Genomic DNA, 25762 nt, shown 5'->3' on the forward strand with positions numbered 1-25762 from the left:
CGAACTCCTCTCCGTGCATTTCGGTGACCAGGGCCTGCCACAGCGTTGAGGGCAGGGTGTAGAAGTAGCGGCCCGCGATGAGCGGATGCTTGATGAACTCCGCTGCGACCAACTGGTCGTTAGTCGCTGGATTCATTGCGAGGATTGGCTGCCCAATGAATCGAATCTCCTGGCCGTCCGCAGTGCGCTGACCGCTCGGCCTCGACGGAGAGGCAAGATCGAACGGATCGTTTAACTCGTGCATTGGGCATTGCCTCCCTCGACAGTAAGCGACCCCATCAAGCCGCCGCCCCGGCACGTAACTTCAAAACGCATCTGCCGGTTGCTCGCCGCCAACTATCGATTCTTCGCTGCCAATTGGCCAGTTAGAGCGCTTCCAAGCCCTCTAACTATCGCATACGTGCCGTTTTTGGGAAACCCAGAATTATGACTGCGTTGATTGTTCGGCGCGGTGGTGGAAAGTGATCTGGTTAGACGGCCTTTGCGCTGGCTCCCGCCAATGTCAGACGAACTGGACAGCCGGGACTATCTCGATGTCAATCAACTCAGTGCTCGCGCCGGCCTGTCGCCGGCGACGGTATGGAGGCGGAAGCGGGAAGGGAAGATTCCATTTTGCCAACCCGGCGGACCCGGCAGCGCTGTCCGGTTTCCGCGGGATGCGATTGAACGAGCGTTTAATTCAAAGGCTGGCTCAGCTCCGGCAAATCCGCCCTCCGAGGGCATTACACAACAATTGTCTGGACCTCGTCCACGCTGGATGAGAGAGCAGGCAAAGCCCAACTCAAACAAAGGAATATGCCTCGAAAACCAAAACAACCTGCGATCGCCTGTGAATTCTTCACATGGCGGCTCTTCGAGCGCGACGGCGTCTACTACGCCGATGGGCGCGGCGGAAAGCATGACCTCGGCAAGCACTCCCTCGGAACCTGTGATCGAGACGAAGCCACTGCACGGTTAAAGCAACTGGATCTGTTCAAAGCCGTCGAACTCGGCCTGACCGACCCCAAGTCGATGGTCGCGACAGAGCCAGTCACGATCGACGACGGCTGGAAGTTGTACCTCGAGTTTAGCGGCCGAAGCTCCGTGCTCGGCGGCGTTTCACCTGGCACACTCAAGCGGTACGGCGCCGTTCGCGACAAGCACATCAAATTCTGCGGCCGGCATGGAATCACCGAGTGGAGCCGTTTCGACGCCCAAATGCTCGAACGTTACGGCAATTGGCTGGCCAAGGACCACGCCGATCGCACTTCGTATTTCGAACTCACGCTCTTGAAGAGCGTTAACGCTTGGCTTGTCGAGAAAAAGCACCTTCCCGCCAGCACGAAGCTGACCTACTCGCTGCAAAAACCCGAAGGGACGGATACCTACTGCTACGCTCGAGCCGAAGTCTCTGCGATGGTCAGCTACTGCAAGAACATCGCTAGCCTTGGTTGGCTTGCTCACGTGATCGTCGCCCTGGCACATACCGGCCTCCGGATCAGCGAGCTTGCCGGACTACGTTGGGGCGATGTCGACCTCGACCAGAGCACGATCCGCGTGGCGGATGAGCGGTCTAGCCGCCGCAAGCGGCAGGCCGGCACGGCGCGAACCACGAAAGGCCGCCGCTCCCGAACCCTGCCCGTTCATCCTCGGCTCAAGACAGTGCTCGTGGCCCTCAAGCGGCCGCCGGATGGCTACGTCTTTCACGCCCCCCGGGGTGGAAAACTGCGGCCGCGGAATGTCCTCCAGGCGTTCATCGACGAAGTGATCGAACCGCTCAAAACGAAGTTCCCCACGCCGGCCGGCGAGATCGGCTTCGAGCACGGCCGACTGCATAGCTTCCGCCATTTTTTCTGCAGCCAAGCTTTCTTAGGCGGCGCATCCGAAGGCGAGATCAGGGAATGGCTCGGTCACCGCGAATCAAAGATGGTCGAACACTATCGGCATCTAAGGAATGAAGATGCCCAGCGGAAAATGGCGCAGATCGATTTTATGGGTCGCCAGGACGATCGTCGGTCTGGTGACGTTGCGTAGTTTGATGTTGTTGTTTCAATCCTTTTTCACCGGCGTCTGCAACGGCACCGGGCAACAGGTCGAGAGCATGATCCAGTCGAGAACGACGAGCATGCCGATCCAGGCCAGCAACTCAAGCGGCCCGCACCACGCGGAGCGGCCGAAAACGGGCTGGGTTTGTCCCAGTGTTTGTCCCAGTGACTGGGACAAACGCCAAACGCTCGGCGTAAGAAACTGCCTTGCAGCCACTTACGACGAGCGTTTGAAAACGAAGCGGAGAGGACAGGATTCGAACCTGCGGACCAGGGGATACCCGGTCACCGATTTAGCAAACCGGCGCTTTCGACCACTCAGCCACCTCTCCGAATGACGCGATCAACCCGAGAATCGCCGAACGGGCACTTGAAACGGCGGACAATTGGCGTTCTCGTTCCGATATCTTACCCAAAATTCTATGGATTCCAAAGCTGCCTGCAAGGTATCTTTATCCCCGGAACACTGAATCCACTTCCATTTCCATGAGCGAGAGAGTCATCTTGTCGGCGCCAACGCGATTCCAGTTCATTGCAACCCTAAGGACGCTGGCTGCCGCGGCCGCGTGTTCATCGCTGGCCGTTGCGCTATTTCCCACAATCGCACCGGCGGCTGAGGCGAATGCCATCGAAGCGGCCCTGCACTCGATCACCGCCGAGGAATTGCAGCAGTGCGTCAACATTCTGGCCGACGACTCGTTCGAGGGACGCGAGACGGGGAGCCGCGGCGGTCGGGCGGCATGCGCCTATCTCGGCGGCGAATTGCAGAAACGCCATTTGCAAGGCGCCGGCGTCGATGGCGGGCTGTATCAGGATTTTGGCGCCGGCAGCCGCAACATCCTCGCCCGCCTGGCCGGCAGCGATCCAAAGCTCAAGGACCAATACGTGATCGTCTCGGCTCATTACGATCATGTCGGCTATGGCAAGCCAAGTAACAGCTTCGGTCCGATCGGCTACATCCATAAAGGGGCCGACGACAATGCCAGCGGCGTCGCCGGGCTGATCGCGATCATCGATGCCTTCAACAAATTGCCGGAGCATCCGAAGCGGTCTCTGTTGTTCGCGTTTTGGGACGGCGAGGAGCAAGGCCTGCTCGGCTCGAAGTTTTGGCTCAAGAATCCCACCGTAGCGCTCGATCATGTCGCAGTTTTGCTGAACATGGACATGATCGGCCGGCTCCGGAAAGAAAAAGTCGAGGTCTACGGCACGCGGACCGGTTACGGCCTGCGGCGCCTCGTCAGCCAGGAGAATGAGGGGAGCGATCTGCTGCTGGACTTCCACTGGGAGATTCGGGCGGACAGCGATCATTTTCCATTTTTCGAGAAACATCTGCCGGTGTTGATGCTGCACACCGGGCTGCACAGCGATTATCACCGGCCCAGCGACACGGCCGACAAGATCAATTCGGCAGGAATGCGCGAGGTGGCTCAATTGGCCTTCCGCACGGCGCTCGATTTGGCCGAGGCCGATTCCGTCGCGGCGTTCCGCGATCGCTCGCGAGAGGAAACGGCAGCAACGCAAACGGAACTCGAACGCCCGCTGCCGGCGTTGCCGGGGCGGCTCGGAGTGCGTTGGGATGACGCCGCCGAAAAGGAACGGGGGCTGCGGGTGGCGCTCGTCGTGCCCGATTCCCCGGCGGCCAAGGCGGGGCTACAGGCCGGCGACCGGATCATTGAGTTCGCGGGGCATGACGTGGCCGATGGCGCGGAATTCCGCTCTCTCGTCTTAGGCGCGGCGAGCCCCGCCGCGATCGTAGTCAAGCGAGCCGGCAGCGAAAAGCCGCTGGAGATGAGCGCCCATTTGATCGGCGACCCGGTTCGAATCGGCATCACCTGGTCCAGTGACGACGCCGAGCCGCGGAGCGTGGTCGTACTCCGCGTTGTGCCTGATTCGCCGGCCGATCACGCGGGGATCAAGGTCGACGACCGCATCTACCAGGTCGGCAACAAGGATTTCAATTCAACTAACGAGTTTGATCAGCTTTTGACGAATGAGACCAGTCCCATGGAACTGGCCGTGGAAAGTCGCGGGCAGATTCGGCGCGTCAAGCTCCAGCGGAATTGAGAGGTCTATTGCAGCTTTTTCAGAGCGCTGATCGCCGCTTCGGCGTTGGCAATTCCGCCGACCTTCGTGATCAGGGCCTTGGCGGCAATCAGGGCTTCGATACTCAATCCGGCGCCCGTTGGCGAGGCGGCGCCCGCGACGGCGCCCCGAGGACCTCGGCGCCTGCGGCGATAGCCAGCATCTCGCAAAGTGGCGCTGACCTGCGCCGACGAAACCACGGTCCCTTCCTTCGCCAATTCGGCGATGATGTCGCGCGGACGGAACTTCCTGCCGAACGACTTGGCCACCTGGCGAATCCGTTCGGCCTTGGTCGGTCCGCCGGCGGTAGCTGCGCCATTTTCGGCGACAGGCCGTCGACGGCGCCCTTTGCGGCGAAAGCTCGATGTTCGCAAGGCTTTGCTCACCTGAGTGTAGGAAACCGTCACTCCCTTTTCTTTCATCGCGGCCACGATGTCCCGCGGGCGAACCGTCTTGCCAATCGACTTGGCGATCTGCCGGACCATTTCGGCTTTGTTCATTTTCCCACCTTCGGCGGAATCATTCATGGCGGCACGTTTCTTGGGTCGTGGCATATCAGCACCTAAAGAGGAAAGGAGTTCACAAGACGATGATTCTAATCCTAAAATGCCCATTGTACAGTGACCTTAACTCCAAAATGGCAAAAAGAGGCCATTTGGGGTATGCGCATACAACTTGGCGGATGATCGCTTACAAACCGATATGAACCGACATACTGTCGCTCAATCGGCCTTGTCCCAACAGCAAAGAATCAGCGACAATACGCCCCCTTTAGACACGAGCGCGATCTCCCATGCTACTAGATCCGAAGAAGCGAACGACGAGCCGCCCGCCGCTGAATCTCCCCAATGGCAGCGTGCGTGCGTTGCTAACGCTCATGATCATCGCGGTGGTGATTGCCCAGGTGGCGCGTGGCGGACAACGTATCTCGACGCTATGGACCGAGACGCTGATGATTGCGCTAGCGCACTACTTCAGCACGCGGCGGTTCATCAAGCTCGCCCCGGAAGTGATTCATCAGCTCGAGGCGGAAGGCTGCGTTGAAACCGAACTGCATCCCCTCTATCTACCGCAACATAGCATCCGAGCGATTATTTTCGCGGCGTTCGTCGGCCTGGCCATTTATCTCTTCGCGCAGCATCGGTTGTTTGAATCCGAGGCGATCTCGATTCTCGGCGTCGTATTTACCTATTTCTTCGGAACCATCGTGGGGATGGCGCTGCGTTGGTGGACGAAAGGGCGGCAGACGCAAGCAATTCGTGGATGGCAGGACGTCAAAGCCATCGCCGTGATTGCCGTCTTGGCGTATACGGCAAGCCTGTACCTCTTCGATCCGTCGACGCCGCCGCCGACCGGGCTACGGAATACGACCTTGGGGATGGTGCTGTTCTATTTCGGTTCGCGTTAGGCAAGGCTTGCCAATGGATGGGCTCAAACCGTCGTTGCGTCTGTTGTTCTTCACCAGATTCTCGATTCTGGTGGCGCTGGCGGCCACGGTGCTGGTTCCTTTCGCGGCGAGCGCAAAGCCCGAATTGATCGGCAGTCTGCTAGTCTTGGAAGATCCGTGGCAATTGTTCAATATCACCTGGGCATCGTTGACGGTGGCGGTTTTCGTGCTCGTCAGCTTTCGTTTGACGCAGGTGAATGCCGCGGCCCGCTTCCCAGACTACAAAGCTTCGCTCGAGGAGATCGCGGCCAGCCGCGCCGCTCAGTCCGTGCCGCCGGAACCCATTATTCCCAGGCGCGTTGGCGCCACCCGCGAATTGGCACACATCGCGGATGCTTCGGTCCCACCTGCATCACCTGCGAATTCCGGCTGGCGATATCGTTGGCTGCTATTGGCTCTGATCGGCCTGACGCTGCCGATCGTTTGCGTCTATCACACCTCGCAAGATTTGTCGGCCGCTTGGACGGACGGCCTGCTATCGCCCGGCGCGCTCGGTGCGCTAGCGGTGCTCGGCGGCACGATCGTTGCCCTGTTGTTGCTCGCGGTCTTGCTTGTGTCACAGCAATTGCTGCTCGATCCTAAGGCAGTGTCGTGCGATCTATTGCCATTCGAATTGTGGCCGTGGTTCGAGCGCCTGAAGCAGATTCACCTTGGTAAGCTCAATGACCTGATGCGAAAGGTCGCTTGCCGAATGGAAGTCTTCGGTCCGGGCTATACGCAGCGAGCGCCCGACACCGGTGAGGTGCTGTTGGCTCCTGGTCACTCACAATCGGCCCTGTGGCTTGGCATTCTGCTGGGGGCATACCTGGCTAGTTACCACGGTCTGCTCTCGGGGCGCAATCTTCCCGCCGAAAGCGGGCCATTCTCGGCGCTGTTTTTCTACTTGCTGTTGCTCTTGTTGCTGCATGGCTTGTTGACGGGTTTAGCGTTCTTCTTGGATTACTATCGTGTGCCGGTGTTGCTCACAGTGATCGTTCTTTCTGTCTTCTCCTCATCCGTGTTCGACACGGAGCACGTTTACGAACTCAAGCCGGCGTACAACGAGCGCATCGCCGACAAATCGCCCCCTCCACTTCCCGATCTGGAACTGACGACGCTCTTCGACGATTGGCATCCCCCGCGGCGGACGCTCGTCGTCGTGAGCGCGGCCGGCGGCGGCATTCAAGCCGCCGCCTGGACGACGCAAGTGCTCGCCGGCCTCGATGAGCTTTATGGTCCCGAATTCACCCGCTCGATCGGCATGGTGAGCGGTGTATCGGGGGGAAGCGTCGGCACGATGTATTACATGGCGAGCGGCGATTGGACGGCCACCGGCGCCCCGTTCACGCGCGATTCGCGCCGCCGCATGATCGAATCCGCCGAGGCCTCGAGCCTGGAGGCGACCGGTTGGGGGATCGTCTATCCCGATTTCATGCGCTCGTTCGTCCCCTGGCTCGTCCCGCGGAACGTCGATCGCGGCTGGGCCATCGAGCAATCGTGGCTGGGCAGGATGGGAGTCGATCATCGCTTGCGCGATTGGATCCCGGCGATTCGCAATCATCAGATGCCGATTCCGGTGTTCAACGCGGTGCTCGCCGAGACAGGTCAGCGGCTCATCATTTCTCCCGTGCTCAAGAAGAAGCAAGACACTTGGAGCGCCTCGGACCCGTGCGAGTTCTTCAATCTTTATCCGGGCGATGAATCCAACCTGCGGGCGACGACCGCGGCGCGGCTCTCGGCCACCTTTCCTTATGTAAGCCCCATCAGCCGCGGCGATGGCGGCGACGCGGGCGACGGAACCTTGAAGGACTATCACGTTGCCGACGGTGGCTACGCGGAGAACGAAGGGATCCTCACCGTTCTCGATTGGATGAATCAGCTCGTAAAGCACTACGACGATCCGGACAAACGGCCGTTCGATCGGATACTCGTGATTCGAATTCAGCCGTTCAGCGTTCAATCGCGCCCGGCGCCGGCCGACCCGAATAAGGGCTGGACCTACGACGTGCTCGGGCCGCTCGACACGCTGCAAAACGTCCGCAGCGCTTCGCAAGCCGAGCGCAACGACTTCGACCTCAACCTCTTGGCGAAGTCCAAGGATTCTTGCCCGACCGAGTCGGATAACCCCAATCAGATCGAGATTATCTGGACGAAATTCATGTTCCACCCCGAGCCGGGATACATCACGCCCTTCTCTTGGCACCTGACGACGAGCCAGAAGAACGAAATCCACGAGGCGTGGCGCGACGTCGTACAAGATTGGAAGCGCGCGAACCGCCCGCGAAAATCGGAACTCGCTACAATTCGGAACCATCGAACCGAAGACTCACCGCTGGCGACGGTCGATCTGTACTTTCCTCACGCGATCCGCCGCGGCGGACCGCCGGCGACTGCGCAGCCCAGCGCCGCAGCAGCGCGCGAGTGAATGGCGCAGCGGCGCGCATCGAGGGCCGCTCGAGCGCGCCAAATTCCGAGTTGTCAATGAGCAAGCCGCCGCGGCAAACACTGCGGCCAACCGAGGATTCTTCCTCCCCGGCGAATCGGCATTATATACTAATGTTCAGTATTCCGCAAACTCCAGGTTTGGCCAGGCGACCTCCGCGGACGCTCCCCGATTTCCTTGACGGGTGATAGACGAGTGCCACTGCTTGACGGCTGCCATGGCTTGAGGGAATTCCGCACTGGATGGCGGCAGCCGTCAAGCAGTGCCACGCTCTGCGACGGCTCCTAACGCAATTCTCATCCGCCAATACTTGACAAGGGGGGGACGCGCCCTGGTACGTTAGCGGCATTCAGCTTCCCCACGTTCGGGAAAAAGTATTGCACGACGGTCCGGAGGTGACGCATGGGCGGTTTCTGGCGTCGTTGGCTCATCTCGCTTCTCGAATTCCAAAGGGAACGCTCGCGGCGGCGTTCCGGCACAAGACCGCGAACGTCCCGCTCCGGCCGCCCGCTCCGTCGGCTGGCTGGCTTCGAATTCCTCGAGCCGCGGTTGGATGTCTGCTCGATCGTCTGGGATTCCATCGACCATGCTCTGCTTCTCTCGGGCGACAGCCAGTACGATACGGTCGTGATTGGCGAAAAGAACGGGTATCTGCAGGTCAACGGCAATTACGTCGCTCGCCCAGGCACCGGGAGCGTTTTGGCATCGGATGTCCAATTCATCGCGATCGACGTGGGCGGCGGTTTGAGTTCGATCGACGTGAGCGGAGTGGATAGCAAGTTCACATCGCTCAATACGATTCAGTTGGGCTTGGGCGACGGCGCCAATTCGATCAATCTTTGGCAGGGCGCGGACGCCATCGTTACCACCAGTTCCGGCGCGACGATCTCCGTGAGCGGCGCAGGGATCACGTATAGTGTCGGCTCCGGTTCCATCGCCCTGGGCACGTCCAGCGGCGACTACGACAGCGCTACTGTCGACGGCGGCTCGGGCGACGTCAGCATTTCGGCCGCCTGGGGAAGCTACACGCTCAATGGCGGCTCCGGCACGAACACAATCTACGACGGTGGCGGTTCCAACACGCTCAACGGCGGCCCAGGCACGAACGTCATTTACGACAACGGTGGCTACAATACGATCAATGGAACGTCGGGGACCGATATTCTCTACGGCGCGGGATCGGGATATGGGGCGGGTGGCGGGACGAGCGGCTCGGGTGGCAGCGTCAGCGGCGGTTACGACACGATCAACGGCGGCTCGGGGAACGAAACGCTCTATGGCAGCAGCGGCACGAACATCCTGAACAGTAACGGCGGAAACAATACTCTCTATGGCGGCAGCGGCACGAACGACTTGACCAGCCAGGGGGGAGCCAACACTTTCTATGGCGGCTCCGGTCCCAACACTCTTAACGGCGCCGGCGGCGGCTACAACATCCTCTACGGCGCCGCCGGCACCGGGTCAGGGGCACCCGCCAATACAAACACGCTCATCGGTGGCCCGGGAACCGACATTCTCAACGGGGCCGCCGCCGATCAGAACGAGCTTGACGGGGGCACCGGCACCGAAACGCTCAATGGCGGTTCGGGCACGAACGTCTTGAATGACGGCGGCGGAACGAACGTTTTGAATGACGCCGGGGGGACCAACACGCTCAATGCCAGCACCGGAACGAACACGCTCGTCGGTCGCGGCGGCGGCCACAACACATTGAACGTCGCCTCCGGGCTCAGCATCACCGGGTCCGGCAGCGGATACAACCTCTCCAATGGCGGATCGGGCGCCGAGACCCTGACTGCCAACTCCGACCCTTCGGGCACAATCGCCTGGAACCTCGATAGCCACAACACCTATCAAGGTTATGCCGGCCCATTAACGACCGGCAACGCCGGCCAGTTGAGCCTCGTCAAGGCGGGCACCGGCAGCCAAACGCTCAGCGGCCAGAACATTTACTCCGGCTCGACGACGATCGGCGCCGGCACGCTGGTTCTCGATTCGACCGCATCACTCGGCAATACGGCCATTGAAGTAATGGGCGGCGCGACGCTTGCCGCGCACCCCAGCGCGGCCAACCCGCTCACCGCCGGCGTCACCGGCTCGACCTCCGCCGGCGCGACGCTCGCCCTCGACTCCAGCTCGACTTTCAGCATGACAGACGGCGCGACCGGAACCTTCAATCTTACTCAGCAATCCGGGTTCAGCGATGCCTCGCTCTCCGTCAATAGCGCCGCGCTCAATTTCAATCTAAGCTCGACCGGCTCGGACCAATTGGCGGACGCCGGCTCGGCCGCTGTCAGCGGCACGAACACGATCAACATCACCGGCTTGGGAAGCAGTCTCTCCAGCGGCTGTACGTACACACTCGTCTCGGCCACGTCCGGCCTGAGCGGCAATTTCGTGTTCGCCAACGGCACGCCCATCCAGAATCTAACGGTCGGGGGCCACACCTATACGCTCGCCCTGCGCAACACCGACACCGCCGAGACGGTCACGGTCGGCAGCACCGACTATTGGGTCGGGACCAGCACGGCAAACACCTGGGACACGAGCGCCGCGAACTGGTCGGCAACCTCCGGCGGCTCGGTCCACACGACGTTTCACAACGGAGACGTCGTCGTCTTCGACGACGCCGCGGCCGCCAGCAATGTCACCCTGCCGGCGGGCGTCTCGCCGTCAGCGATCATCTTCAACAACAGCTCGAATCACCCTTACACGATCAACGGCAGCGCATCGATTGGGATCGGCGGCGCCGGGACGTGGCTGTCCGTCGGCGGCGGCGGTTCGGTCACGCTCGTCGGCGCGAACACCTTCAGCGGCCTGACGACACTGAGCGCCCACAGCACGCTGCAACTGGGCAACTCCTCGGGCAACGGCGCCGTCGGCGGCGACATCCTCGATAACGCCGGCCTAATCTTCGCCAACCCGGCCCCGCAGCCCTACGCCGGCGCGATCAGCGGCGTCGGCAGCGTGAATGTCACGGGCGCTGGAACGCTGACGCTCAGCGGCGCGAGCACCTATAGCGGCGCGACGACCGTCGGTTCCACAAGCACGCTCGCGGCGGGCGCAGCAGACGCCTTCAGCCCCAATTCGACGTACGCGGTGAGCGGCAAGCTCGACCTGGCAGGCAACGACCAGGCAATCGTCTCGCTCACCGGCAATGGGACCGTCACCAACTCGGCCCCGTCCACCGCCACGCTCACGGCCAGCGGCGATTCCGCGGGGACGACGTTTTCCGGGGTGATGCAGGATGGAACGTCCGGCGGCGGCGCGCTCGCCCTGACCATGCTCGGCCCCGGCACGGAGACATTATCAGGCGCGAACACCTTCACCGGCGCGGCCACGATCAGCGGCGGCACATTGCAGATCGCCAACAACCTGGCGCTACAAGACGCGGCAGTCGAGATCGACAGCCCCGGCGCGATCAGCTTTGCCAGCGCCGTGACGGCACCTGTGTTCGCCTCGCTCAGCGGCAATGCCAATATCGCTCTGGCGACTGCCAATAGCGCAGCCGTCAATCTCACCGTCGGCAATGACAACGCCGACACGACCTATTCCGGCGTGTTGAGCGGCCCCGGCGGCCTCACCAAAACTGGCGCTGACACGCTGACTTTGACCGGCGGCGTAAGCACCTACACCGGCGCGACCCACGTCGCGGGCGGCGCGATCCGCCTGAGCGACAACAATCACCAAATCCTCACAACTCGCTCCCCGCCGGCTCGGCCAGCACGGTAATGATGGATCTGAGCGGCGATTACAACCTCACCGGCATTATTCACGACGGGAGCACCTTCACCGGCGGATTGGACGGCAATGGACTGGCCCTTTCCGACCACTATCTCACCGGGACCATAACATGGGCCGGCGGCGCGAGCTTCAATATCGGCGCAGTCGCTTCCAATAACGTGGTCCAAGCCGCCGGCCAAGACCTCAATGTCACTCTTGGACAATACTCGCAATTGGAGATTCTCGCGACCGCCGTGGGTGGAAGCCAAGCCGGCGCAACCTTCACGGTGAACTACACCGACGGCAGTTCCACCCAGTTCATGCACGGAATCAGCAATTGGACGAGCGGCGGCGCGTATGGCGAGCCGTTTCTGTTCACGATGCCCTACGTGAACAAGTCGGACGGCACCGAGACGACCGGCAGCAACTATTATGTCTATGGCTATTCCTTCACCGTCGATCCGACCAAGACCGTGAGCAGCATCACGCTGCCAAACAATAGCCAAGTCATGGTCCTGGCAGTAACCGGCATCGCTCTTGCGCGCACCCCGACGAACGTCGCGGCAACGCCCGCGGCGCCGAGCACGATCCGTTTGTCGTGGACCGCCGCGAACGGCGACAACGGCTTCTTCGGCCAGGTTACCGGCTATAATGTTTACCGCGGGCAATCCGCGGGCGCTGAATCCACCACGCCGCTAAACGGCAGCGCCCCGCTACGCAACACCGCTACGAACTTTGACGATACCACGGTCGTGCCGGGCAATACGTATTATTACTTGGTCCAAGCGATCGGCTATTACTATGGCCCCGGACCGCTCTCCAGCGAAGCCTCTGCCGCCACACCGAGCCCGAGCCCTGTCACGCAGACGGATCTGTCTTCGGCGTTCAATCTCGCGGGCATCGTGGCCAACGGCGCCATGTTTTCCAACTCCGGCGGGCTCGACGGTAGCGGCCACGCCATTTCCAGCACGCTGTTGCAGCAGGCTAATCTGGGCTTCCTGGTCGGCCAGGCCGGACAGAACGACGTGGTGAAAGCCAGCGGACAAACTATCACTCTCCCGCCAGGCGAATTCACGCAAGTGCAGCTTCTGGCGGCTTCCGTTGGCACTGCTTCAACAACTGGCCAGCAGTTCACCGTGAACTACGCGGATGGTACCTTCGACACCTTCACCCGAGACATGAGCAAGTGGACCGCTCCGCAGAATTACAGCGGCGAATCGGTTGCGCTCGCTTTGGGTCAAGCGAACACTTCGAGCGGCGGCACGGTCAGCGGAACTTACGACCTCTACAGTTACACGTTCAATCTCGCCAGCGCGAAGACCGTCGCGAGCATCACGCTCCCGAATAATTCGAGCGTTATGGTCCTGGGCATCAACTGCCAAACGGCGAATCTGCTGCCGATCGGAACGGCGCTCACGATCGACCCCGGCGCGATGCTCGACTTGAACGGCACGAACCAGCAGATCGGCTCGCTCAGCGGCACGGGAGGCGACATCGTCCTGGCGAACTCGACGCTGACCGTCGGCAACGGCAGCAACACCACTTTCGCCGGCACGTTCGACGGCAACGGCGGGGTGACAAAGGTCGGCTCGGGCACGCTCACGCTCTTCGGAGCGAACACCTACTCGGGCGTCACCACCGTCAGCAACGGCACGCTCCAGTTCGGCGCGGCCGATGCCTTCAGTCCCAATTCCAGCTACGCCGTCACGGCCCCTGGCCAGATCGGCCTCAACGGCTTTCCTAAGCCGATCGCGCTCGCGCCGACGAATCTCGCCGGGACGTTTGCCGGCGGCTCGGAAATCGACCTCACCTGGACCGCTGCGCCCTATCTCGTTGGCTATCAAGTCCAGTATCAAGCCGTCGGGCAAAGCACTTGGACGAACTTCGGCGGTCCGCTGGTCGCGACAAGCGTTCACGTCACGGGGCTTTCCGCGAGCACACAATACGCATTCCGCGTCGCGGCTACCGACGCTTTCGGCGATGTACTTAATTCGGCGACGACGATCTGCTCGACTACGTCGTCTAGCACGCAAGACCCGGCGCCTATCATTTTCTATCCCCCTTACACCTACGATAATTACACGCACCAAATCGATGAACCGGTCACAGGGACTTACGTCCAAGTCTACGCGCCATCTGCCAACGGGGCCGGCCCTTTCACTTACGCTTGGTCGGCCACGTCGGTCCCTCTTGGCGCCAACGTACCGACGTTCTCGTCCACGGGCACTGGCAATAACGGTCCCTACACAATTGCCACTTTCTCGCAGGCCGGCGCGTACACGTTGCAAGCGATCGTTACCGACGCTCAAGGGCTGACTGCAGCCAGCTCCGTCACGTTGACGGTGCAGCAAACCGTGAGCAGTATTTCCCTGCCGCCGGCGACAGTTTCGGCCGGCGCGTCTCGAAAGCTCATCGCAATCGGGAAAGACCAGTTCGGCAAGCTGATGTCGCCCCGGCCGAGCTTCACGTGGTCGGTCGCCGGCGGGAGCGCGAACGGGTCTGTGGATTCCAGCGGCGTCTACACCGCGCCAGCGGTCGTCATTACGGACAGCACGGACATCGTGCGAGCGACAGCGCCCGGCGGCGTCAGTGCGGTAGCGACCGTCACGGTCCCTGCTGCAATGGACGTTTACAAGGTCAAGATCATCGACGGACCGATCAACGATTCTGGTTCGGGCAGCATCTCAGACAATCTGTCGGTTACGGATTCCAACTGGTTCACGGCATCCTCGTGGCAAGACGCGGTGACCAAGACAGCGCACGGCATTTCGGGCACGGACACTATCTCGGGCACTGCCGCGGGACAGCCGTTCTCAAAAACGTTCTCATTCCCCGGCGACCTTAATGATCCAGGCTTCGAAGGCTACCGATTGAATCCGCTCAACCAGGATCCCACGACGGGCACGGAGACGGCCACGATCACTCTCTTGCATGACCAGAATTCCAACGGCTTCCAATATCACTGGGATATCTCCGTCCAGGCCGAAACCCAACCGGTCCCTAAGCCCAATCTTGACGACTCGACCGCACAGGCTCTTAGCAACATCGATCCCGGCACGGTCATCCTGACGAGCGATCCATCGCAAGACCCGACCGGCAATGCCGACTCGGCACATTTGGCGGAGCTGGATATCAACGTGACGGCCCCTGCCGCTCCGCAGGGCGTGACGTTGCCGAGCTACAGCTCCTGGACGGTGACGCTCTCCTCACCCAACGGTGGCTCGTCAACGAAATTCTGGGGCGATCTCGGCAAGACGGACCCGCTCGGCAGCCAGCAGACCTGGAACCTGAACAGCGACGGCTCGCTCCCCAACACCGTCGTCTACGCCGAGGAAATCACCGACGGAACCTACACAATTCAACTCGCGATTGCCGACGGTTCCGGCAAACAGCAAGGCTCGACCACGGCGGTCGTCACGGCGATTAAGGTCAACCTCGACGAATTGGTCGACACGAACCGCGACAATAAGATCACGTCTGCGGATGAGTCCAACAAGGATAGCTGGAAATCCGGGGCGGGCAACTCGGGCGCGATTGTGCTGCCCGACGCAGTAAATGCCAACGGCGGCAATGCACCTGACGATTGGGTCGGCGGCACTTGGGCCGGCCAGACTGTCAACGCGCCGAAGACGCTCGGCGCGGGGGACGCCAAGTACATCGTCCCGTTGCAGATCAAAAAGTTCGGCGTCGCCAAGCTGCCGCCGGACCTCGTCGTCACCCTGGCAATTTCCAACGTTCCGACAAATACTGGCGCGTACAACCCGCCCCCGGCCGAGAAGTCGATCCGAATCTTCGATTCGATCAACGCGGGCGCGAACGAGATCATCGGTCCGAGCACAACGGCCTCGCACCGGTTCGACGGTCAGGGGCTGGCCCCTAGCGACGATGTATTCGCCGGCAACGGCAATGTCACCTTTGGCATTCAAGGGATCGCGCCGGGGGCGTTAATTGAAATCACGCTGACCGCCTCCGCGGCAGGCAACCAAATCGGCGTCGATAAGCTGCAAATCAAGGTCGCCCCGTTCGTGCTCAACAACCAGACGAGCACCGTCATCGTCGGTGGTACCGACAAAACGGCCTTTGCTCAAACAGCTACTGCGCAATTGGGAGGCGCGGCCTCCCTGCTCGCGGCCTTGGCGAACAAATACGGAAATAATCTCGGAACCGATCCTGGGACCGATAAGTGGGAGCAGGACGGCTATGAAATAGGCTACGCTCAGGCGCCCTCGGGCCAGGTTCCGTTAGTGCTTGAGTTGCCGCGCGCGCAGGGGCAGTCCGCAATTCAAGCTAATAACGACAACTCGCTCCAGCGTTTTGTTGAAAGCACCATTCTCCAGCGCGATGTCGGCGTCATTCGCCCGTTTACGATAGCACCTGGCAACGGATTTGACTCTGGTGGGGACATCGAGAGCCTGCCGAAATCCACCGGCGGCCCAGGGTACTTCCTCTACGGCGCAGGCCTGTCTGACCAGATTCGTGATTTCTTCAAAGCCCAGGATGTCAATAGCACGCTGCCGCTGAATACGAATTGGCTCGACGTTGGGCACGTTGACGAAGTCGTGTCGGCCGCCCCTGACGGCAAACGCCTCATCGTAGCCGATCCGGAGCTTGCGTATGGCCTCTTACTCTGGGCACAGAAGCTGAATCCCAACGCGCAAATGCTCCAGGGCATGGACACCGACATTCTCGGGCAGGCGGGGACGACGGTCGCCACCGTCCTAGCGAGCCCCGCCCTGCGGGAATTAAACCTTGGGACAAACCCCCTCCTCGGCGATGTACTGGACCCCGCGAATCTGCCGTCAGATATCGGCGCGGTCGAGAACCAGATGGGCGTTGCCGCTCCTGCCGCGTCGGCGACGCACACCGGCAACGCTACTTTGAAGAAAGTCGGCGCGTTCACGGCGTTTATGAACAATCCGCTGCCCGTTACTTACACCGTCACGTTCACTGACAACAACGGCGATTACCAACTCCACGGCACGGGATTCGGTTACGACACCGGGAATATGCATAATGACGAAGTATTTCCCGATCAATACGCGTTCGTCCTGAAAAACTGGTGGAGCGGGACGCCAAACGCGGGTAACACGTTCACCTATTCGGTCAATCCAGCCTCAAATGTCGTTGCGATGCCCGTGCTCTTCCGAAAGCTTAACGGGAAGGCCGTCGCAGTCACCAGCGATTTCGTCAATTCGCTCTTCGACGGGAGTTCGGTGATCGCCGGGATGGGGTTCGGGCCCTCCGTGAACTGGTCGGGCGCGGGCGCGTCCGACATTCTCCAATCGTACGCCTACTGGGCTTTTGGCTCGGCCGGCCTTTCGAGATCGCGCGAGGTCTTTGTGGACGCCAGGGCGTATCACAACCTGCAAGGGTTCGTCCACTGCGCCACGAATGTGATTCGGCAGATCCCGGCAAAGAAATGGTGGGAGACATGAAAAACGCAGGCGGATTCGCCGCGGAGTCTCTGTCAGCCGCAGTTCTGCTACTCGTTGCAGCGTCGTTAACGGGTTGTCGCGAAAGGCCACACACTTCTGGCGCCAGTCCCGCGGCGCCTGGTGCCGAGCGGGGCGCGCCTGCCGTCGATCACGTTGCGCAACCGCCGTTATCGGACCGCGAGCCGCCTTGCGTGGCCACAAATTCGTATCCCCGCACCGATCTCGGACTGAGCATGGTGTTTAGTCCAATTCGGGAGGTGCTGCTCGTGACGGCAGGTGACTTGGTAGTCTGGCGTCACGATGTCGTGATTCCGGAAACAGCGGGTAGTCGCGCCGGAGGGACGTTTGACTCGACGTACTTCATCGAGCATATCGGAACGAAGCGTTCCGTGGTGTTGGCATACGGGAGACAAGGTCGCTCGGCGCCCGAAATGGCGACGGTCCTGTCGGATGGAACACTATGGTTACGTCGCGATGCAACCATCGTGTACGCTTCGCCGGGACATGAGCCGAGCGAGGGATCAGATAATTCGAAAATCGTGGCCGCGTATCCTGATGGCCTGATTCTCGCTTTCCCCGAAGGTCGGCCTGAGGACGTTCCATCGCTGCACACGCTTCAATGGGAGTCGCTTACTGCGGGTGGCCCGTCTTGGCTTGCTGCAATGTTGCAAGAGCACTTGCGGGAGGACGAACATCCAGAGTTCAAGCGTGCCGGAAACAAGATCGCCTGGCTTGCCGACGCTAGTGACGGAAAGGGTAAGAAGCTCGCGCCCCGCCAACGAATGTTCGTCTTTGACGTTTTGCACCGCGACGTCCGGCCAATCGGAGGCGACGAATCACCAATCGTCCGTATCTCTGGCTTCGACGCGCACCGCGCATTTGACGGGACCAAAGTCATCGACGTCGACACAGGAAAAGTCAGCGCCGTTTCGGAAGGCTTTTCGCAGGTTGAAGGCTATTTCGGCTGTGCTGCGAGACGATCGACCATCGGCTTCGTCGACGGAATCGTCTATCTTGCCCGCGAAACTCGCGACGCGTACGAGGTGATGGGGATCCCGTATGATCTCGCGAACGTGCGCTTGCCAGTGGGCACGCGCGGTATCGACGGGGAGAAAGGCCCCGATCCACCTTTCGACCTCAAAGCGCTGCAATTGCCCGGCCCCATCTATCGCCTCGAAAAAAGCAAGCTCTCTCGGATCCCCGGGAAAAGACGTGGCGAACTGCAACTGAACGTACTCTTCTTTGTAAGCGACAACGTTATTCGCGTCTGGGACGGCACGACGTGGATACCTCTAGCGGCAGCGCCGCCACGTTCCGGACCGCCTCAAAAGTAAAACCGCCGCAAGTTCATGCCCGGCGACCATTCTCCGATCTGCGTCGTCAAGGATTTCTCCGATCCCAAGGTGCTCGACACCCTCAAAGCCGTCCAAGAGCTGCGCAAGAAAGAAAAGCCGGCCGAGAAAAACAATAAATGATCGGCCGGCTTTCGAGTGAGGCATCCGGCACGACGCCTGCCCCGGCCCAACGAAATCGCCAAAACAAAAGGAACGAGCGTCGTTGTTTGACGCCCTGTCTCGCGATTTTCCGCATCAACGCGTTGGCTTGGTTGTCGGCGTTTCATCCTCGTTATCGACTTCCATCGGGATCGCCGCCGCGGCCGCGACGAACACCGGGCAGGGGGCATGTTCGAGGAGGAAGTCGAGCCAGGCGACGATGCGACGACCGTTGGCCGAGGGCCATTGCTCGGGCATGGCGGCGATGATTAGGTCGTAACGCCCGTCGCGCGCCAGCCGCGCGATCTCCGGACCGGGCTGACCCGCGATCGTGATGATCGATAGTTCGCGGCCGAGCTGCTTCGCCCGGCGTTCCTCGGCGCCCAGCGCCGTGTGAATTTCAGCCGGTTGCAGGCCGTCGGCCGCAACGACGGCGAGATCGAGGTGGACCTGTGGATCGAGCATCGTCAACACGGATTGGAACAAGTCGTGACTGGCCGAGGTGCCGTCGTGCACCAATACGACGCGACTGACGCCCACGCCGGCCGCGCGCAGCTCGGCGACGGAGCGGGCTTGCCGCTCGCTGATCTTGGGCACGCGATTGCCGCCCGCCAGATCGAGATGCACCTCACGATCGCGGCTGACAATCCGCACGGTGATCGGCTTCGGACTCCCCTCGCAGACGTTGAACCAGTAGAGCGCGACTTGATCGAGCTGCTCGTCGGCCGTGTTCTTGTTCGACACGCCGACGATCAATTCCTGCACTTCGAGATCGTGCGCGGTGCGGACCACCGCAAATAGCGGATTATTGGTCGGCACGATCAGCGGAATGACTTCCTTGCCGCTTTTCTCGGCCCGCTCGACCACGGCGGTCATCAATCGCTGGTCGTAGGTGTCCAATTCATGGTCCGGCTGCTCCAGGGCGCCGGTGGGATCGAGCTTGGCCGTCATCACGATCACGAACGTCGTGGCCGGGTCCGATTCGGCGATCGCCTTTTCAAGCATGAACAGGTTGTTCGGCGAACGGATGGCGACCAGCTTGCGATACGGCTTCTTGTCGAGTCCCAATCCGGTGAGCGTGATCTGCGGCGTGGTCTCGCGGTTGAATTGCTCGCGATGCTCGTGCTTGCTCCCGCGGCGCTTGCGCACGTAATACTGCTCGCTCGTGGTGAACACGAGCATGAAGCCGGCGGTGAAACCGATGCCCCACCGCGTGGCCACGTCTTTCGTGAACAGGTTCGTCACGGCAGCCGCGATGAGCACCAGAAACACCAGCAAGAGGCCAATCGGGATTTCAACCTTGCGGATCGTGATATTGAGCGGCACCTTGAACTCGCGCGGACGCCGGTCGCGGAATCGCAAAACGACCATCGCCAGCGACTGAAACACGAAGCTCCAAACGACGCCGAAGGCATACGCCTCGCCGAGCACGATCACGTCGCCGTGGCTGGCGACGATCGTGAAAAGCTGCAGAAGCAGGATGAGCGCCAGCACGCGGTAGGTCGTCCCGAACTTCGAGTGCGGCTTGAGGAACCAGTCCGGCATGACGCCGTCTTCCGCCACGCGATTCAAGACGCCGTTCGAGCCAATGATGGCAGTGTTCACCGCTCCCGCCAGAATCAGGAAGCCGACGCCGACCACGAAGGCGTTGAGCAGAATGCGGATGAACATCGGCCCGACGACGCTCATCGCCAGCCCGCCGATCAGGTTGAGCGAGTATTCTTTCATCCGCACGTCGTCGGGGATCAAGAGCACGGCGAGAAAGCTGATCCCGACAGTCAGCACGAGACTATATATGAAGACGATGAGCGCAGCCCGCTTGAAGTTTTTCAATTTCGGCGATTCGACCTCGCGATACACTTGAGCAAGCGTTTCCTCTCCGCTCATGGCCAGGATCGAGTGGCCGAAGGCCACGAGAATGCCGAACACGCCGACGAGGCTGAGCCAATTCGTGGCGGGAGCGCCCTTGAGCGAGGCCAATTCATGGGCCACCTTGGTCTCGCCGAGGAAGCCAAGCGGATTGATCGGCTGTCCGGTCGTCGGATCGGCCTTTACCGTCAGATCGGGCAACATCGGCAAGGCGTTCCTTGTTCCATCCGCGCTCTTCGCCACTCCGTTGACCGCCAAGGTCACTCCGCACCAAGCCAAGATGATCACCGCCATCACGGTGGTGGCCATCATGATCTTGAGCGCCTTGCCGCTCGACTCATGAATGCCGAGCAGATTTTGGCGGAAGAAATAGATGGTGATCAGGCATGCGATGATCACGGATCCCCAGGTCTGAAGCGTGTCGGCCGTGGCGGGCGCCACGGGATGGCCGAGATACTTGGCAATCGCGAACACCAGCCCGATGATGTACTGCCCCGCCGAGACACCGCTGATCGGGCCGGTGAGGATGTAGTCGAACATCAAGGCGGAGACGGCCAGCTTCGCCAGAAAGCTGCCGAGCGCTTCTTTGACGATCCGGTAGACCCCGCCGCGCACGAAGAGCGAACAGCTCTCGATGTATACATTCCGCACGGCGTAGCTAAAAAGCATGACCGCCAGAATGAACCACGGCGCCACTGCCCCGATCGACGACTCGACAATCCCGCCAATGTAATAGGCGGTGCTCGCCAAATCGCAGAGCACCACGGCCGCGACGCGCCAATACGAGATGAACTTGAACATCACGCTGTTGACGACGACGACGTGGGCCGCGTGAGCTGGCTGGCCTCCGGAGGGAGGATCGGTTGGGCCATCGGCAGAGGACATAGACGACTGCTCGTTCGCGATCGGAATTCCGTAGTTCAATCGCAGCAAGCGCAATGCCGCGCCTAACGGCAGTTTGCCGGGAACGATGTCTGTTCGCCTGAACCGTGGCCAAAGACCTTTCGCCTGAGGTCTAGAGAGGCCGATTCACCCGTCCCAAACTTGCTGCCGCGCGATCAAGAACAAGGCTGCACGAGACACATGGTAGCTAAGTCCGGCGGCGTTGCAACAGCGCGGAGCCGGATATTTCGACGGCGGTCGAAGCTGGCATACGTGGGTCGGGCGTCCGCGGCTGACATGCGCAAAAATGGCCGCCGTCCCGCGACGACAAATGAATGACTCCTCAGCCGCGAAGTTGGCCGCGACAAATGATCGAGCGACGCAGGCTGGATTTCGACCGCGCCCGACCCGCGCGCGCTCAATGCGCCGCCGGAAGGCTTGGTGTTCGCATGACCGTCACGGGCCGATGGCGACCATCCCTTGCTCGCCGGTGCGGATTCGCACGCAGTCTTCGAGCGAGAGGACGAAGATCTTGCCATCGCCGACCTGGCCGCCCCCCTCGGAGCGGCCGGCGGTCACGATCGCTTCCATCGCGGCAGCGACGAAGTTTTCGTTGACGGCGATTTCCAGCTTAACTTTCGGCAGCAAGCGAGTCTTGTATTCGGCGCCGCGATACATTTCGGTGTAGCCGCGCTGGCGGCCGCAGCCGCGCACGTCGCTGACAGTCATCAGATGCACTTCGCGCTCGTCGAGGGCTGCAATGACGGCGTCTAATCGGTCGGGACGGATGATTGCTACGATCATTTTCATTGTCGCTAGTCCTTTGATTCTTGAAGGAGTTTTAGGAAGACCTTGCCGGACGATCTCGCACTGGTTCAAACGGTTGGATTGACCGTTTCCGCTCTATCTCGCGCGGTCGCAGCAGATCTGATTTGGCCAGCGGATGGGCGCCAGTGCCCATTGCAATTGCTCTCGAATCGCAATCGCCGCCGCGCGTGTAGCCTTTCCCCCGGAGGTGTCAAGTCAGGGGAACGGGCCACACGCAGCGGCGAACTAACGACTGCTCAAACGTCGAACAGGCTCCGTGGATTTGAGAGCCAATCCATGGAGCCGCCGCGGGCTACGTCGTCCCTCCAGGGCCCATGTTGACCGTGTCGCGCGGCATTCCGGCCGGGGCTGCCACTGCCGAGATGACATACTCGGGGTAAGCCGAGATGCCGTGCTCGTGCAAATCAAGGCCGTGCAACTCCCCTTCCTTCGAGACACGGAGCGCGCCGGTGGCATTGACCGCGAGCATGACCGCCATCGAAACCCCAAACGTGGCCGCCGTGATGATGGCACTGCCGATCATCTGGGCGAAGAGCACTTGCGTGCCGCCTCCATAGAAGAGGCCGGTGAGCTTCGAGGAAAGGTCCGGGGAAATCTTGTCGCTCCCCGCCGCCGAGTATTGGCCGCAGGCAAAGAGGCCGAGCGACAATGTGCCCCAGATCCCGGCAAAGCCGTGTACCGGGACAGCGCCGATCGGATCGTCGATTCGCAGCCATTCGAGCAACTCGACACCCAGCACGACGAGAATGCCGGCGATACCGCCGAGCGCGATCGCGCCGGTCGGGCTGACCCAATAGCATGGGCAGGTAATCGCCACCAAGCCCGCGAGGAATCCATTGACGGTAAAGCTGACATCCCATTTCTTGCTCGGAATGTAAGCGGTCAGCATGGCCGTCAAGCCTGCCGCACAAGCAGCCAAAGTCGTATTCGCCGCAACTCGCCCGATCCCATCGAAATCCATCGCCGAGAGTGTGCTGCCTGGATTGAAGCCGTACCAACCAAACCACAGAATCAGACCGCCGCTCGCTGCAATGGTCAGGTCGTGCGGCAGCATTGGGCCGCCTCCATCGCGCTTGAACTTGCGCCCCAACCGCGGGCCAAGCACAATCGAACCGGCTAACGCGATAAAACCGCCAATCGTATGGACGACCGTCGATCCGGCGAAGTCGTGGAAATTCATGCCGAATGTCGGTAAGAAAGTCCAAGTCCCGTCGGTCGATGCCGACCCCATCGTGGCCAAAAAGCCATCCGGACCCCAGGCCCAGTGGCCGATGATCGGGTAAATGAAACCCGACACGCAAATGCTATAGAGCAGATCGCCGAAAAACCCAGTTCGCCCGATCATGGCCCCCGAGGTGATGGTCGAGCACGTGTCGGCAAACGCAAACTGGAATATCCAATGCGCCAAGAATGCCACGCCGGTTGCCTCATAGGTCTGCGGCGCATCCTGCAGGAAGAACCAGTGATACCCGATGAATCCATTCCCGTGGCTGAACATGAACGCGTATCCGAACGCATAGAACAGAATTCCGCAAAGGCACGTGTCGACGATGCACTCCATGAGCACGTTCACGGTCTCTCTCGAGCGGCAGAACCCTGCTTCGAGCATCGTGAAGCCAACCTGCATCCCGAACACGAGAAACGCGGCCACCAGGGTCCAAGTTGTATTCACCGGATTCACAATGTCGCCCGGTTTCACTGCCGCATAGGGATCAGGCGGAGGCGCGTCGGCCGGCTTGGCGTCGGGCGGCTTCTGGTCGGCTGTCTTGGTGTCGCCTGCCTTGGCATCTGGCGCTTTTGCGTCCGGCGTCTTTGAGTCAGGCGCCTTGGAGTCAGGCGCCTTGGAGTCAACCGCTGTGGGAGCGTCGGCAGCCATCGCTGTCGTGCCGAGCAGCTTTGGGGCCTCGGCAATCAGCTTGGGCACGACAATCATGGCAAACAGAACAGCACCGACCCCGAGCACCTTGCCAACCATCACCAGTTTGGCGTAGCGCCGCCATTCGGGGTCGCGCAGCCGCATTCGCAGCCGGGTCACCTTCTCCGAGAGCCGCAGTCGGTTTTTGTCTCTAAGCCTGGCCTTCACAACAAGCTCCTTTGTTCAGAGTACTACATTGCCATCGCAACCGCCTTTGCGCGTGGTTGCCGCCTGGGAACTACCACATGGCCGATCCGGTCCGAACATGCGCCCGGCTCGCCGGCAATTAGCAGATACCGTGCCAGCACCATTCACTGCGCCGCGTGTTCTATTGCAACACGGTCCTAACATACAGTTATCTATTGTGTTAGTGTGTTCACTCGCCCGCGCGCGTTAGTGTCATCGAGGCGTCCACAGCGCTAAGTCGTGCTGCTGCTACTGGCAGACCGTGCTTATTGCACGCGCAGCCGACGGCGCTCGGATGCAACAGACACTTACGGTATATGTACTGACCGACGTCAGGTCAGCGGCGGAGTGGCGCACGTTAGCGCATTGCGTCAACCGCGCATGGACATAGCATCAGGGTGACGCGCAGAGCGCGCTGTCACGGAAGGGAAGTGTCACCGTGCTCAGCGAGGTAATCGATACAAGTGCGCGCAAGCGGAACGCCAGAGCATACTCGCCCTGAAGCTGCGCACGCTAACGTAAGCTAGATTATACGCACCGGTATACACGAACACATCAGACACAGCGACTGCTCGTGTATGATACTAACTGTTCCTATGGTGCACCTCATCAATGATACTGCTAAGTATCACTGCAAGACACCGCGTCACAACATCGGCATCACTGCCTAGTGCTCCGAGCATTGACGGCGTCGAGGCTGTTCTCGGGAGTGGGCTCCGAACGGCGATCGAGGAAACGTCACAATGCATTTGGCGCACAAGGCGCTTCATTCGTGCCGGCGGCTGCGCCGTGAGGCGGAACGCCGGCGTTGGGCTGGTGCCCGCTAAAGCAATGGACGTGCCGGAGTCAGCTTGATGTGTCACGGCACGATAGGAGGAACGTGAACATGCGGCGCCAATGCAACTTGCGGCAAATCAGACCGCTAGGGAATCCGGTCGGCAACGCGGGCGTTGTCTGGAATTCGACGTCCGAATGTCTGATTACTTTCCAGGGTGTATGTTATGCGCCGGCTGAGGGTAGTATCGCGACAACGCCGAGACATGGGGCTTGGCAATGCGGCTGCGGCAGGCTTGGATGGGATGCCGACCCATCGCCAAGAAATCGGTGCGGAGCGGTTTACCAGTTGCGACAACCAGCCGAAAACCAGATAAAATGGATTGATGGCTTTGTTGGATATCGGTTGCAATGAGAGGCGGCTTCGAGGCGGCGTTTTCCTTGGGGTCCATACGTGCTTCAGCGAACATCACGAAAAATCACCGTATGGTCGATCGTCGCCAGCATTTTGCTGCTGGCGGTCGGGATGTTTGGCGCGGGGTACGTTCATATCCTGCAAGGGCGCGTATCTTGGGCACTTGCCGACAATGTGACCAGCATTCGCGCGGCGCTCAAATTGCAGGTGGCCATCGGCCAAATGCGAAACGCGCTGGAGGAATTCGCAATCTCCGGTGACCGGTCG

At 60.8% G+C, this 25762-nt stretch carries 14 protein-coding genes and 1 tRNA gene; 9 read left to right on the forward strand and 6 right to left on the reverse strand.

Annotation, left to right across the window (positions count from 1 at the left end; all coding sequences use genetic code 11):
* Nucleotides 1-795 precede the first annotated feature (795 nt).
* On the forward strand, nt 796-2013 hold the full coding sequence (locus VGY55_07495) for a site-specific integrase (protein ID HEV2969818.1): 1218 nt from the start codon (nt 796-798) through the stop codon (nt 2011-2013).
* Nucleotides 2014-2028: 15 nt separating this feature from the next.
* Here VGY55_07495 and VGY55_07500 read toward each other — a convergent pair whose 3' ends face one another.
* Together VGY55_07500 and VGY55_07505 are read right to left on the reverse strand one after the other, a co-directional pair.
* On the reverse strand, nt 2029-2202 hold the full coding sequence (locus VGY55_07500) for a hypothetical protein (GenBank protein HEV2969819.1): 174 nt from the start codon (nt 2200-2202) through the stop codon (nt 2029-2031).
* Nucleotides 2203-2266: 64 nt separating this feature from the next.
* Nucleotides 2267-2356, reverse strand: a tRNA-Ser gene (locus VGY55_07505).
* 172 nt (nt 2357-2528) lie between these two features.
* On the opposite strand from VGY55_07505, the gene VGY55_07510 reads away from it, so the two are divergent.
* Nucleotides 2529-4088 (forward strand): M20/M25/M40 family metallo-hydrolase, encoded by a 1560-nt coding sequence (locus VGY55_07510; GenBank protein ID HEV2969820.1) that lies wholly within the window; start codon nt 2529-2531, stop codon nt 4086-4088.
* A 5-nt stretch (nt 4089-4093) separates the two neighbouring features.
* Here VGY55_07510 and VGY55_07515 read toward each other — a convergent pair whose 3' ends face one another.
* Entirely contained in the window at nt 4094-4606 is a 513-nt protein-coding gene (locus VGY55_07515) for a hypothetical protein (protein HEV2969821.1), read from the reverse strand.
* A gap of 293 nt (nt 4607-4899) precedes the next feature.
* Here VGY55_07515 and VGY55_07520 point away from each other — a divergent pair, with 293 nt between their 5' ends.
* From VGY55_07520 to VGY55_07545, 6 genes are all read left to right on the forward strand, one after another.
* Complete coding sequence (locus VGY55_07520) at nt 4900-5514, forward strand: hypothetical protein (protein HEV2969822.1); 615 nt, start codon at nt 4900-4902, stop codon at nt 5512-5514.
* 13 nt (nt 5515-5527) lie between these two features.
* Nucleotides 5528-7957, forward strand: a complete 2430-nt coding sequence (locus VGY55_07525) for a hypothetical protein (protein ID HEV2969823.1) — start codon at nt 5528-5530, stop codon at nt 7955-7957.
* 420 nt (nt 7958-8377) lie between these two features.
* Nucleotides 8378-11707 (forward strand): autotransporter-associated beta strand repeat-containing protein, encoded by a 3330-nt coding sequence (locus tag VGY55_07530; protein ID HEV2969824.1) that lies wholly within the window; start codon nt 8378-8380, stop codon nt 11705-11707.
* Complete coding sequence (locus tag VGY55_07535; protein HEV2969825.1) at nt 11707-17133, forward strand: protein-arginine deiminase family protein; 5427 nt, start codon at nt 11707-11709, stop codon at nt 17131-17133. Before VGY55_07530 ends, VGY55_07535 begins: the two co-directional genes overlap by 1 nt.
* Before the next feature lie 191 nt (nt 17134-17324).
* Nucleotides 17325-18467: a hypothetical protein gene (locus VGY55_07540; protein HEV2969826.1), complete on the forward strand. Its 1143-nt coding sequence runs from the start codon at nt 17325-17327 to the stop codon at nt 18465-18467.
* A 15-nt stretch (nt 18468-18482) separates the two neighbouring features.
* Nucleotides 18483-18608 (forward strand): hypothetical protein, encoded by a 126-nt coding sequence (locus VGY55_07545; GenBank protein ID HEV2969827.1) that lies wholly within the window; start codon nt 18483-18485, stop codon nt 18606-18608.
* Nucleotides 18609-18722: 114 nt separating this feature from the next.
* Here VGY55_07545 and VGY55_07550 read toward each other — a convergent pair whose 3' ends face one another.
* The 3 genes from VGY55_07550 to VGY55_07560 form a co-directional block, all read right to left on the reverse strand.
* On the reverse strand, nt 18723-21380 hold the full coding sequence (locus VGY55_07550) for an amino acid permease (protein HEV2969828.1): 2658 nt from the start codon (nt 21378-21380) through the stop codon (nt 18723-18725).
* 453 nt (nt 21381-21833) lie between these two features.
* A complete protein-coding gene (locus tag VGY55_07555) occupies nt 21834-22187 on the reverse strand; it encodes a P-II family nitrogen regulator (protein ID HEV2969829.1) in 354 nt (117 codons plus the stop codon).
* Nucleotides 22188-22497: 310 nt separating this feature from the next.
* Nucleotides 22498-24288, reverse strand: a complete 1791-nt coding sequence (locus VGY55_07560) for an ammonium transporter (protein ID HEV2969830.1) — start codon at nt 24286-24288, stop codon at nt 22498-22500.
* A 1246-nt stretch (nt 24289-25534) separates the two neighbouring features.
* Here VGY55_07560 and VGY55_07565 point away from each other — a divergent pair.
* Nucleotides 25535-25762, forward strand: a 228-nt coding sequence (locus tag VGY55_07565) for a hypothetical protein (GenBank protein HEV2969831.1), incomplete at its 3' end; no start/stop codon positions are given.

This window comes from Pirellulales bacterium (assembly GCA_035939775.1).
Classification (GTDB): domain Bacteria; phylum Planctomycetota; class Planctomycetia; order Pirellulales; family DATAWG01; genus DASZFO01.